The organism is Mesorhizobium sp. WSM4810 (assembly GCF_055811235.1).
Window position 1 is genome coordinate 32,823 of sequence record NZ_JBVVQV010000034.1, and the last position, 12,628, is coordinate 45,450.

The 12,628-nt window shown below is 63.5% G+C and carries 8 protein-coding genes; 4 read left to right on the top strand and 4 right to left on the bottom strand.

Annotation, left to right across the window (positions count from 1 at the left end):
* The first annotated feature begins 238 nt into the window (after positions 1–238).
* Entirely contained in the window at positions 239–1,141 is a 903-nt protein-coding gene (locus AC0L3O_RS31145) for a LysR substrate-binding domain-containing protein (RefSeq protein ID WP_023802162.1), read from the top strand.
* Positions 1,142–1,147: 6 nt separating this feature from the next.
* On the opposite strand, the gene AC0L3O_RS31150 is transcribed toward AC0L3O_RS31145, so the two are convergent.
* The 4 genes from AC0L3O_RS31150 to AC0L3O_RS31165 all read right to left on the bottom strand — a co-directional run bounded on the left by AC0L3O_RS31150 (position 1,148) and on the right by AC0L3O_RS31165 (position 8,395).
* Positions 1,148–2,404, bottom strand: coding sequence for an Hsp70 family protein (locus AC0L3O_RS31150; RefSeq protein ID WP_473617544.1), 1,257 nt, complete (start codon positions 2,402–2,404; stop codon positions 1,148–1,150).
* A gap of 109 nt (positions 2,405–2,513) precedes the next feature.
* Positions 2,514–3,305 carry a TIGR02186 family protein gene (locus tag AC0L3O_RS31155; protein ID WP_236379107.1) on the bottom strand — a complete coding sequence of 264 codons (792 nt, stop codon included), beginning with the start codon at positions 3,303–3,305 and terminating at the stop codon, positions 2,514–2,516.
* Positions 3,305–4,228 (bottom strand): sulfite exporter TauE/SafE family protein, encoded by a 924-nt coding sequence (locus AC0L3O_RS31160; protein ID WP_023802164.1) that lies wholly within the window; start codon positions 4,226–4,228, stop codon positions 3,305–3,307. Before AC0L3O_RS31160 ends, AC0L3O_RS31155 begins: the two co-directional genes overlap by 1 nt.
* 189 nt (positions 4,229–4,417) lie before the next feature.
* Positions 4,418–8,395, bottom strand: a complete 3,978-nt coding sequence (locus AC0L3O_RS31165) for a peptidoglycan-binding protein (protein ID WP_473617545.1) — start codon at positions 8,393–8,395, stop codon at positions 4,418–4,420.
* 445 nt (positions 8,396–8,840) lie between these two features.
* Here AC0L3O_RS31165 and AC0L3O_RS31170 point away from each other — a divergent pair, with 445 nt between their 5' ends.
* From AC0L3O_RS31170 to AC0L3O_RS31180, 3 genes are all read left to right on the top strand, one after another.
* Positions 8,841–9,302 (top strand): MerR family transcriptional regulator, encoded by a 462-nt coding sequence (locus tag AC0L3O_RS31170; RefSeq protein ID WP_023802166.1) that lies wholly within the window; start codon positions 8,841–8,843, stop codon positions 9,300–9,302.
* Between the two features lie 294 nt (positions 9,303–9,596).
* Positions 9,597–11,393 (top strand): acyl-CoA dehydrogenase, encoded by a 1,797-nt coding sequence (locus AC0L3O_RS31175; RefSeq protein ID WP_473617547.1) that lies wholly within the window; start codon positions 9,597–9,599, stop codon positions 11,391–11,393.
* A gap of 56 nt (positions 11,394–11,449) precedes the next feature.
* Positions 11,450–12,619, top strand: a complete 1,170-nt coding sequence (locus tag AC0L3O_RS31180; protein ID WP_473617548.1) for an acyl-CoA dehydrogenase family protein — start codon at positions 11,450–11,452, stop codon at positions 12,617–12,619.
* Positions 12,620–12,628 lie beyond the last annotated feature (9 nt).

Consider the following 12,628-nt stretch of genomic DNA (forward strand, 5'->3'; position numbering starts at 1 on the left):
TTCGGCCCGGGGCCGCGCATATAGTGTTCTTCCGGATGATAACGGTCGCCGGCAAGCCGACGCCGCAGGCCGCGGGTCCAATGGGCAAACAAGGATTTGAACCGCCCGATCACTTTTCTACCCGTTCCAGGTTGGCCGCGATTTTTCCAACTCCGCCGGGAAAATTAGAACAAAGCAATCGATCCGTCTAACAAGTTGCTCTTGTAATTCCAATCGAAATTCTTTCTTAATTCTCCGCATGACCCTGGACCAACTGCGGATATTCGTTGCTGTCGCCGAACGGGGGCACATGACCAAGGCGGCCGAGCTGCTGGGCATTTCCCAGTCAGCCGCCTCGGCCGCCATCCGCTCGCTCGAACAGCAGCATGGCGTCCAGCTGTTCAACCGGGTCGGTCGCAACATCGAACTGGCGCAGACCGGGCGCAGGTTTCTGCCCGAGGCGAAGGCCGTGCTCGAACGGGCGGCTGCCGCCCACGACGTGCTGGAGCACGTCTCGCAGACGATCACCGGCAGCCTTTCCATCGCCGCCAGCCAGACCATCGCCAGCTACTGGCTGCCGCGCCGGCTGGCCTCCTTCCACGAGGCCTATCCCGCCGTCAGGCTGAGCGTGACCATCGGCAACACCAGGCAGGTTGAGACCACCGTACTCGACGGTACGGCTGATTTTGGCCTGGTCGAGGGGCGCACTGAATCGGACATATTGCGGCGCGCCAAGGTCGATGTGGATCGCCTGATGCTGGTCGTGGCGCATTCGCATCCCGAGATCGCCGAAGTCTCGCGCGGGCATCCCGATATCAGGGAACTCCGCTGGATCATCAGGGAAGGCGGATCGGGCACGCGCGAGGTGCTGGAAGATCTTGCCCGCCGCGAAGGGATATCGTTCGCAGAGCTGCGGATATTCCTGGTGCTGCCGAGCAACGAGGCGGTCCGTCAGGCGGTCGAGGCCGGCGCCGGCGCCACCATCATTTCGGAGCTCGTTGTCGAACGCGCGGTCGCCGAGGGCAGCCTGCGAGCCGTGCCGATCGATCTGCCAAAGCGCGATTTCGCCATGATCACGCATCGTGACCGGCAAGCAAGTCTGGCCCAGATGGCGCTCAAGGCGCATCTGGGCGTGAGGGCCGGCGAGACCGTCCGCGGGTAAGCCGGGTCAACCGAATTTCCGCTGCGCATCGAGCGCCAGCCCAAGCCCGACCGAGCCGAACATATCACCTTCGATGACCGACGCCTGCGGCACCAGGGCCAGTATCTGCTGCCTTGCCAGCGGGATGGCGGTCGATCCGCCGGTCAGGAACACCGCGGTGATGTCGGACGGTTTCACCTGCGCGTCGCGGATCGTCTCACCAACCGTCGCGGCCACCCGTTCGATATCCCTGGCGATCGTGTCGTCGATCCCGGCGCGCTTAATTTCGGTCGCAAACTTCGCTCCCGTCAGCGCGACCATCACCTCGGCGGACGGTTGCTCCGTCAGCTCGATCTTGGCCCTCTCGACCAAAGCGGCCAGCGCGTGCCCGTAACGATGCTCGACGATGTCGATGAGCCGGTCGACCAGGTCGGCGCGTTCCGCCTCATAGCGGATCTGGCGCAGATGCGTCATCGCCCGGGCGGTGTAGACCAGATTGATGCGCTGCCATGTCGCCAGGTCGATGAAGTAGCTGGCCGGCAAGTTGCGCTTGCCGTCCTTGGTCGGCGAGAGGTAGCCGAGCTGCGGCATCACATGGGCGATGCTCAACAGCCGGTCGAAGTCGGTGCCGCCGATGTGGATGCCTCGGCTGGCCAGAATGTCGTCCTTGCGATCCAGGGAGCGGGCGCGCTGCGGCGAGACCCGCACGATCGAGAAGTCGGACGTGCCGCCGCCTATGTCGACGATCAGCGCCAGCTCTTCGCCCGTCACCGTCTGCTCGTAGTCGAGCGCCGCCGCGATCGGCTCGAACTGGAAGGCGATATGCTTGAAGCCCTGGGTGCGGGCCGCGTTTTCGAGTTCACCTTCGGCCTTGGCATCGGCCTCGGCATCGTCGTCGACGAACTGCACGGGACGACCGAGCACCACGCTTTCAACCGTATCGTCCGCATCCTCTTCCAGCCTTTTCCTGAGATGGCCGACGAACAGGCCGATGATCTCGGTGAAGGCGATCGATCGGGTTTTGATGCGCGTCTTTTCATGGACTAGCGTACCGCCGAGTACGCTCTTCAGCGAGCGCATCAGGCGACCCTCGATGCTGTCGGTATAGTTGGCGATGGCGCGGCGCCCAAAGTAGGTGCGGTTGTCCTCGAAATTGAAGAACACCGCGCTGGGCAGGGTCACCTCGCCGTCTTCCAGCGCCACCAAATGCGGCTGCCCGTTCCTGATCACGCCGACGGTGGAGTTCGAAGTGCCGAAGTCGATACCGCCGAATGCTGGTCGCATCGCAAAGTCCTGTATTTTTTATTTGGGGAGCGACAGCCGGTGTTCGGCCGGGCCGGGGTCGCGGTCTAACCCACGAGCGTAAAAAGGGGAACCGCCTGTTGAAGAGAGTTTAATCCTTCCGGAAGACGAGCCTTCCGAGCCAGCCGGTCAGCATGGCCAACGACACCGCGAAGACGCCATACAGGAAAGAATAATCGTGGGCGACGCGGAAGATCGACTGTTCGAAACCGGATTTGCGGATTTCGAGCTGGGCGGAGCTTTCCTTGATGAACAGGCCGCTCTTGAACAGGAACGCGCGTGCCTTGTGGGTACCGACCGGAACATTGGGGGCGAGCCTGACGGTGGCGCGGAACAGGTTCTGCGACAGGAACTGCACGCCGCCGACATTCACGCTGTAGAGGCCGGTCGCCGTCTTGCGCTCGCGCAGTGCCGCGGTGAACTCCTCGATGGTCGCCGGACTGTCGCCAGCGTCGGCCGGCTGCATATAGATGTTGGCGGCGCCGAGCGACAGTTGCTTGTAGCTGTTGGGGTCGGTGACGTCCTGCAGCGGCCGCGTCGTCGCCACCGAATAGGACACCGGCACATTCTTGAAGGTCTCGGACTCCAGATTGATCCAGATGCCGAGCACCCGGTCCTTACGGCGCACGACGACCTTCCGGGCCGGACCCTCAAGCACGACCACGATGTCGTAGCGCCCCTGGCGCGCGACACGCGGGTCGGCATTTTCCAATGAGCCGAAGATGGTGAGGTCGGCGCCGGAAAAGCCGGCGGTGATTGAGACATGGTCGGTGGACAGGCCGATCTGGATGTTTTCGGTAACCGGCGTCTGCGCTCTTGCCGGTGACGAGGCGGCGAACAGCGACAGCGAGGCAACGGCCAGGAACGTCCTAAAACCCGCCATCAGGTCGGATCCGCGCCGGACAGCGAATAGAGGCTGGGCGGCGTCACGAACAGATCGATGGCGAGCCGGATGGCAACCGCCAGGACCAGCAGTGCGAGCAGCGCCCTGAGCTGCTCGCCGCGCAGCCTTTGGCCGGCCTTGGCGCCGTATTGCGCGCCGGCGACGCCGCCCGCCATCAACAAGAAGGCGAGCATGACGTCGACCGTCTGGTTGGTGGTGGCATGGACCAGCGTGGTGTAGGCCGAGGTGAAGATGATCTGGAACAGCGAGGTGCCGACGACGACGTTGGTCGGCACTTTCAAGAGATAGATCAGCGCCGGCACCATGATGAAGCCGCCGCCGACGCCCATGATCGACGACAGGAAACCGATGCCGGCGCCGAGGCCGAGCACCGGGATGACGCTGACGAACAGCTTCGAGGCCCTGAACCGCATTTTCAGCGGCAAGCGGTGGATCCAGTTGTGCTGGCCGGATTTCTTCAGCACCGGTGCCGCGCCGCTGCGCGTGGCGCGCAGCGCATTGACGCTCTCGACCAGCATCAGCCCGCCGACGGTGCCGAGCAGCACGACATAGAGCAGCGAGATGAACAGGTCGAGCTGGCCGAGCCGGCGCAAGAAGCCAAAGACGAAGATGCCGCCGGTCGAGCCGACGATGCCGCCGGCCAAAAGCACACCGCCGAGCTTGAAGTCGAGCGTGCCGCGCTTCACGTGCGACAATGCGCCGGAGAAGGAGGAGGCGATGACCTGGTTGGCGCCGGTGGCGACTGCGATCGCCGGCGGTATGTTGTAGAAGATCAGCAGCGGCGTGATCAGGAAGCCGCCGCCCACTCCGAACATGCCCGAGAGGAAACCCACCGCCGCGCCCATGGCCAGCAGCACGAAGATGTTGACGGAAATTTCCGCGATCGGGAGATAGATGCCCACCCGTCAGTCTCGATCAGTTTGCCCGTCGGCGAATGCAACCATGGCGGGCATTCGCGCCAAAAGCCTGTCCGTTCTTGCGCCGGCCGGGCGGCGAAGTCAAACCTCGCCACGTCGCCGAAACAAAAAACAACTCAATCAGTTAACAGGCAAATGTGTGGCAAAGGCGTCGCGGAAACGACGCATCTGACGTTATTTGCGCGCAAGCAGCGCCTTGACCAGCTTTTCGTCGACCGTGCCGGTAGGCTTCAGATCGTTGTCGGTCTGGAAAGCCATGATGGCATCCTTGGTTTTCTGGCCCATCACGCCGTCGTCATTGCCGGCCTCGTAGCCGTTCTTGTTGAGAATGCGCTGGATGTTCTGAACGACCTTCTTCATGTCGACGCTGGCGGTCGTCTGCGGCGTGCCGTCCTGCCACGATTCGGGAATATCGGCCGAATTGGCCGCAGGATCGAGCGGCTTTGCCTTCCACAGCTCCGTGGCGGCGCGTGCGCGTTCGAGCTGCTCGGGCCTGAGCGCCTTGGCGATCTCGTCGCGCTTTGCCGCCGCATCCTTGTCGCCGGTCTTGGCGACGAGCGCGAACCATTTGTAGGACTCTTCGAGATTCTGCTTCATGCCGACGCCCTTCGCCGCCAGGATGCCGAGATTGAACTGGCTGTCCTTGACGCCGAGATCGGCGGCGGCCTGGAACCAGTGCGCGGCCGATTCATTGTCGGTCACGCCGTCCGCCGCCATGGCGAAGAGCACGGCGAGGTTGTGCATGGCGCTGGCGTTGCCCTGCGCGGTGGCGAGCTGGTACCAGGTCTTCGCCTTCTTGACGTCGCGCGCGACGCCGGTGCCCTTCTCGTAGAAGTTGCCGATGCGGTATTCCGCCGGTGCGAAGCCGAGCTCGGCTGATTTCTCGTACCATTTGGCGGCCGCTGCCATGTCTTGCTTGACGCCGCGCGATTCGGCGTAGCGCGAGCCGATCTCGAACAATGCCTTGGCGTCGCCGCCGGCCGCTGCGTCACGCAAGGCAGCCGGGCCGGCATCGGCTGGAATGTCGATCTTGGCAGTGGCCGCCGCCGTCGAAGCAACCGCTGACGTGACCGTGCCGGTCATGTCCTGGGTCGCGGGCGTGGCGTCCGGCGCGGTGGCCATTGGTTCGGCGTCCGCAGCCGTCGGGCCCGCAGGTGCCGACGCTGTCACGTTAGCCGCCGCCGGATCGGGCGACGTCGTTGAAGCCATTGGCGCAGGAACAGGCTCGGCCGCGGACCCTGAGTCGATCGGCGTTTCGGCATCCGCCGATCTTTCGCCATATGACGGCGTGACGATGGCGGCCTGCGCCGGCATGTCGTCCTCGGCTACCGATTCGGATGGCTCTGCCTGCCGGACAGCGTGGTCTGGTGCGCTATCCCCTGCAGTTTCTGTGTCCGTCTTCGGCTCGTTGACGGTACCGATCGATGCGCTTTCCGCTGGCTGCGCGGCAGCCATCGGCGCCGTGTCGTTGCTGGCAATATCGACCGGGTCGGAGACAAAGGCCTTGCCTAATTGCAGGCCGGCGAGCGCCAGCATGACCGCGGCGGCTGCCATCAGAATCGGCTTGCGTCGCGCCTTGAGCAAGTCGCCGATCCTGAGCGCCTTTACCGGCCCCCTCATCGTCGATTGCCGCTTGAGAGCGTCGGCCTCGGCAGCGGCCGCTTGCGCCGCGCGCCTGGCTGCGGCGATGAAGTCGGATTTCGATGCGTCGGCATTGCCGGCCCTGCCGGGCGGGCCGCGTTCGTCGCGCACGCGCTTCATGATGGCGTTGAGGTCAGGTGGGCCGGAGCCGGGCTCCAGCGGCCGGTTGGCAACCTTCGGGTCCAGCGGCTCGTCGAGATCGGCAATCGGTATCTCGACATCAGGCGCGGAGCCGGCAAGCGGTGGAACGATCGTCTCCTTCTTGGCCTTGAAGGCGCGCGCCAGTCCGCCGAGCATCGACTTCCGGCCGCCGGTCGGCTGGCTTTTTTCCGACGTGTCCGAGCCAAGCGCCGCCATGGCCGCGGCCGCGGCGGCTTCGGCCGGCGTACGCGTGCCCGGGTCGCTACGCGTGCCCGGTTCGCTATGGGAACCTGGTTCATCGCTGATCATGGCAGAGACATGGCTGTCGAGGTCGGCCATGTCTTCCGTCAGCGGCAGTGGCTGGTCGATGTCCATGGACGGCGCGTCACGTACGGCCATCTTTGACGATCGCACGCCGCGCCAGCTGTCCGGCTCGGCCGGTTGCGTATTCAGAAGTTCGCTCACAGCGTCGGTCGGCTCGCCGGTTTCCAGCGAGCCCAGCCGGTCGACGATCTTGAGCAGCGTGTCGTGGATGGCTTCGAAGGTCCTCGAATTGCGCTCGTCGGAACGGCGCGTCAGTGCTTCGAGCGTCTTCAGATCCTGGGCGAGGCCAGAGACGGCCGCCGTGTTGGCACTGGAGCCCGCCAACGAACGGACGGCGCTCTCGGCTGCCTCGCGCGCCGCGCTGAGGATGGAATCGCGGGTGCCAGCCAGCGACTTCTCGATTTCGTTGAGACGAGGGCTGATATCCTCCAATTCCGGCAGTGGCGCGCCGGGTTTCGAAAGGTGCGCCGACAGGCCCGCGACCTGCGCTTCCAGGCTGCGGATCAGGGCCGGGTCGATACCGGCGACTTGTGCCGCCGATGAATCCAGCCGGATTGAAATGTCTTCGAGCCGGCTTTCCAGGCCACGGATCGCGGCTTCACCTGCGTGATCGGGAACGCGCGTCTCCAAGCGCTTGGCCAGCGCGCTGAAGCGGGCGTCGAGGGCGTCCATGATGCCGGCCCCGTCGATCTGCGGCATGCGCTGGTCCAGCCTGTCGGCAACTTCGTCCAGCCGGCGCTCGAGATCGCGAAACAGCATGTTGCCCTGTTCGATCGCGTCGCCCTGGCGGCGCTCCATCATGCCGGACAGCACGTCGAAACGCTGTTCCAGCCCCTGGAAGATATAGTCGGCGTCCGGCATGGCAGGCGCCCGGTCGATCTTGTCGGCAATAAGCGCGATCTGCTTGTCGAGACGCTCCATCGCCTGCTCAGGCAAATTGGCCCGGCTGGCAAGATCGTCGACCCGGCTCGACAGCATGTTGAGGCGGTCGATGACCTCGCCGCTGGGGTGGACTTGCGTCACTTCCTCGATCTGTTCGGCAAGCGAGGCGATCCGCTTCTCGATACGCTCGAATGCTTCGGGGTCGAATGAATTGGCCTGCGCGGCGACGGTCGAGGCGACGATGGCGCGGGAAATCTCGTCCAGCCGCTCGTCGATCATTGCGAATGTGCTGCTGCCGAGACTGTCCTGCTGGCGGGCGAAATGATCGACCGCGCTAGCAAGCGTGCGGACCTTCTCTTCGAGCGAACGCAGCGACAGCGATTCCGGCAGATTGTTGACGGCATTGCTGATCTGTTCGAGCCGTTCGGTCAGCATCGAAAGACCGGGTGCGTCCGACCGCTGTCGCTGATCGGCATCGACACGATCCTCGAACGCGGTCCAGCGGCGGTCGAACTCGTCCCAGCGGCGGCCGACCGCCTGCACACTCTCCTCGCGCGCCAATGTGTCGAGCGCGGCCTTGACCTGCTCCAGATCGAGCCGGAGCATGTTGACGCTTCTGTCGTCGCTCTTTTCGGCCAGGGACTGGATGGCGCCGGAAAGCCGCTCGAACTCGACGCCGAGTTCGGCGCTGCCTTTGCCTCCCGCCGACAGGCCACCCGTCTGGGTGCTTGCCTGGAAAGCTCGCTCGATGTCGTTGCGCAGCGCTTCGAATTCGCGCTGTAGGCCGGCGGTCATCTGGTGGCGCAGTTCCTCGCGCAGGCCGCGCAATTCGCCGGCGATCTTGCCGACCACGGCGACGCCGTCCTCTTGGCCGCGCACGCGATCGATGTCGCGGGCGATCGCCTGGTAATTCTGGTCGAAGGCAGCCGGCGCTGGGCTTTTCGGCGGCTGCTCGGGGCGCGGATCCTCATAGGGCCGGGCGCTGGCATAGCGCGGCTCCGCGCTCAGCCGGCGCGGATCGGGACGTTTGCTCAAGTCCTCGCGCGTCCGCTCCAGCCGCTGCTCCAGCGTTTCCAGGGAACGGTTGAGCTGTTCAAGCGTGGTGTATGGCCTGCGCTGCCGGCCGGTGTTGAGTGTATCGAGATAGGACCGCTTGCTGTTCATCGATGCGCCCGTTCACAATCGCTGCTGGCTTATGACCAGTTCCCAAAGTCCTGCCGGAAACGAAGACGGCCGCGGCTTTGCTGCGGTGGACTCCGAAACCGTGAAAAATTCGCTACAGGATAACCACGGGTGACCGACATGCGCACAATTCGCCCAACGTGGTAAACAACGCGTTAACCAAGCTTAAGAAGTTGCAACGATGTTGACGAGCGCCTGAAGCGCCGCCGGGCCATGCGGTGGCGGATGCGGCAAAAAGGTCCTCCCGCACGTCGCCCTTGCTTCGTGAGGCGGCTATCGATATAGAATTGACGTAAACGTAAGGGTGCAGATTGTGCCGTTTGCGATTTTGTTTGTTGAAACCACGAGTGGAAGCACGCCCCCGCTTCGACTCAAGCGACGCACGGTCCAGGACCGCGGCGCCACCAGATGGGGAAAGCCAGTGACCATGAAACTTGTTTCGCCCGGCGAAGCCGCGGCCAATACCAATGACATGTCCGATAAAGCCGGCGAGGATCTTGTCCGCATCGGCGAGATGGCCAAGAAATACGGAGTAACGCTGCGTACGCTGCGTTTCTACGAGGACAAGGGCCTTCTCAATCCGCAGCGCGACGGCTCGACCCGTCTCTACACGCGCCGCGACAAGGCGCGGCTGAAGCTGATCCTGCTCGGCCGCAAGGTCGGGTTCTCGCTGCGCGACGTCAAGCAGATGATGGACCTCTACGACCCCAGCGGTTCCAACACCAAGCAGTTGCGACTAACGCTCGACAAGTCGGAGAAGCAGCTTGCCCGCCTGCAGAAGCAGCGGGCTCTGATCGACGATGCCATCAACGAGTTGAGCAACTCGATGGCGGCGGTGCGTCAGATGCTGAGCGAACGCTCGGCGCCGCAGGCCAGCGTCGCCGGGTAATTCTTCGCCGGCTTCCGGTGAACGGCCTTCTGGAGAGAGCCGCGTGGCCTTGGCTGCGCGGCTCTTCCCTCTGTCTTGCGGCTGCGACGGGACGAATATCTTTCAATCTGTTCGGACTGGCTACGGCCAGCGCCCTTACGCTATGAGCGAGCGGCGGGGATTAATTTGTCGCATCAAAAAATTGACGTTTACGCAAACGTCAACTTTTGCTATTCCGACCTGAACATTGGTCCGCATGCCCGTCTGACTTCACATTGGGGATTCGGGGCCAAGGCCGCATGGTGGAGGAAATGCATGCCGATCTACAGGGCGCCGGTCCAGGACACGCTGTTTGTGCTGAAAGAAGTGCTGGGCTACCAGCGCTATTCCAATCTTCCCGGATTTTCCGACGCGACGCCGGACGTGGTCGAGGTCATCCTCGCCGAGGGCGCCAAGCTCGCTGAAAATGTCATGCAGCCGCTGAACCGCGTCGGCGACATGGAAGGCTGCGAGCGCCATGGCGACGGTTCGGTGACGACGCCAAAGGGCTTCAAGGAGGCCTTCGACCAATACCGCGAGGGCGGCTGGTTGGGGCTGGCCGCACCCGTCGAATTTGGCGGCCAGGGTCTGCCTTACGCGGTGCATACCGCTGTTTCCGAATATATGATTTCGGCCAACATGTCGCTGATGATGTACCCCGGCCTGACGCAGGGCGCGATCGCCGCGATCATTACCCATGGCACCGACGAGCAGAAGGCGATCTGGTTGCCGAAGCTGGTCGAGGGCGTCTGGACCGGCACCATGAACCTGACCGAGCCGCATTGCGGCACCGATCTCGGCCTGCTGCGCACCAGGGCGGTTCCCAATGGCGACGGCACCTACAGGATTTCGGGCCAGAAGATCTTCATATCGGCTGGTGAGCACGACATGGCGGACAACATCGTCCACCTGGTGCTGGCCCGCATCGACGGCGCGCCGGAAGGCGTGAAGGGCATTTCGCTGTTCATCGTGCCGAAACTCAAGCTCGATGCATCAGGCAATCCTGGCGAGAAGAACACCGTCTCCTGCGGCTCGATCGAGGAGAAGATGGGCATCCATGGCAATTCGACCTGCGTCATGAATTATGACGAGGCACAAGGCACGCTGCTTGGCGAGACGAATGGCGGGCTGAAAGCCATGTTCACGATGATGAATGAAGCGAGGCTCGGCGTCGGCCTGCAGGGGCTTTCTCTGTCGGAGGTCGCCTACCAGAACGCTGTGTCCTATGCCAAGGATCGCCTGCAGGGACGCTCGCTGTCTGGGCCGAAGGCGCCGGACAAGAAGGCCGACCCGATCATCGTCCACCCCGATATCCGCCGCAGCCTGATGACCATGAAGGCCTTCAACGAGGCCGGTCGCGCACTGGCGCTGTGGACGGCGATCAAGTCCGATATCGCCCACCGTGCCAGTGACGACAAGGACCGCCAGGCTGCCGACGACTACACCGGGCTGATGACGCCGGTGGTCAAGGGCGTGCTCACCGACAAGGGTTTCGACCACGCGGTGATGGCGCAGCAAGTGTTCGGCGGGCACGGCTATATCGAAGAGCACGGCATGAGCCAGTTCGTGCGCGATGCCCGCATCGCCATGATCTACGAGGGCGCCAACGGCATCCAGGCGCTCGACCTCGTCGGCCGCAAGCTGGCCTTGAATGGCGGCCGTGCCGTGCAGGCCTTCTTCAAGGAGGTCGGCGAGTTCTGCGATGAGAACCGCACTGACGAGAAGATGGCGCCCTTTACCAAGGCGCTGAAGAAGGGCCTCAACGATCTGCAGGCGGCGACGATGTGGCTGATGCAGAACGGCATGGCCAAGCCCGATAACGCCGGTGCCGCCTCGACCGACTACATGCATCTCTTCGGCCTGGTGGCGCTGGGCTATATGTGGGCGCAGATGGCCAAGGCGGCCGGGGCGAAATTGGCGAACGGCGCCAATGGTTCTTCGGCGTTCTACGATAGCAAGCTGGTGACGGCGCGCTTCTTCATGGAGCGGATCATGCCGGAAACGTCGGCGCACCTCGCCCGCATCTCCAGCGGCGCCGATACATTGATGGCACTGCCGGCGGAAGCGTTCTAAGCTCGACGTTCCCTCCCCTCGAGGGGAGGGGGACGTCGGCGCAAGGGAGAAACAGCATGAGCAACCCCGCCGAAATTCTTGGCCTTCCCAAACCAGCCTGGGCGGCGGACGAGGTCGGCATGCTCTACGACATGGCGCACCGCTTCATGTCGGAAGAGATCGCGCCACGCTATGACGAGTTCGAGAAGAACGAGATGGTCGACCGTGAGTGCTGGCTGAAGGCGGGCGCGGCCGGTCTGCTCTGTGCCTCGATGCCGGAGGAATATGGCGGTTCGGGCGGGACGTTCGCGCATGAGAGCGCCATCATCGAGGCGATCGGCCATGTCGGCGTCGACGGTTTCGGCATCGGCCTGCACAATTCGATCGTCGCTCCTTACATCCTCCGCTACGGCTCGGAGGAGCAGAAGAAGAAGTGGCTGCCGAAACTGGCGACCGGCGAGCTGATCGGCGCCATCGCCATGACCGAGCCCGGCGCCGGCTCCGACCTGCAAGGCGTCAAAACGCGCGCCGAGAAGGACGGCAACCAGTACAAGGTCAACGGCTCAAAAACCTTCATCACCAACGGCCAGCTCGCCAATTTCATCATAATTGTCACCAAGACCGACCCGGAGAAGGGCGCCAAGGGCACTTCGCTGATCGTCGTCGAGACCGACGAGGTGGAAGGGTTCGAGCGCGGCCGCAACCTCGACAAGATCGGGCTCAAGGCCAACGACACGTCGGAACTGTTCTTCAACGATATGCGCGTGCCGACTTCCAATCTGCTCGGCCACGAGGAAGGCCAGGGCTTCGTCCAATTGATGCAGCAATTGCCGCAGGAGCGGCTGCAGATCGGCACCGGCGCCATCGCCATGGTCGAACGGGCGCTGGCGTTGACCATCGACTACGTCAAGGAGCGCAAGGCCTTCGGCAAGGCGATTATCGATTTCCAGAACACCCAGTTCAAGCTGGCCGAATTGAAGACCGAGGCGACCATCGGCCGGGTCTTCTACAATGACTGCGTCGCCCGCCATATCAATGGAGGCCTCGACCCGGTGACGGCCTCGATGGCCAAATACTGGCTGTCAGACCTGCAGGGAAAAGTCGTCGATGAATGCCTTCAATTGCATGGCGGCTATGGCTACATGAATGAGTATCCGATCGCCCGCATGTTCCGCGACGCCCGCGTCCAGCGCATCTACGGCGGCACCAACGAGATCATGAAATTGCTGATCGGGCGCTCTCTCTGAGAGACTTTC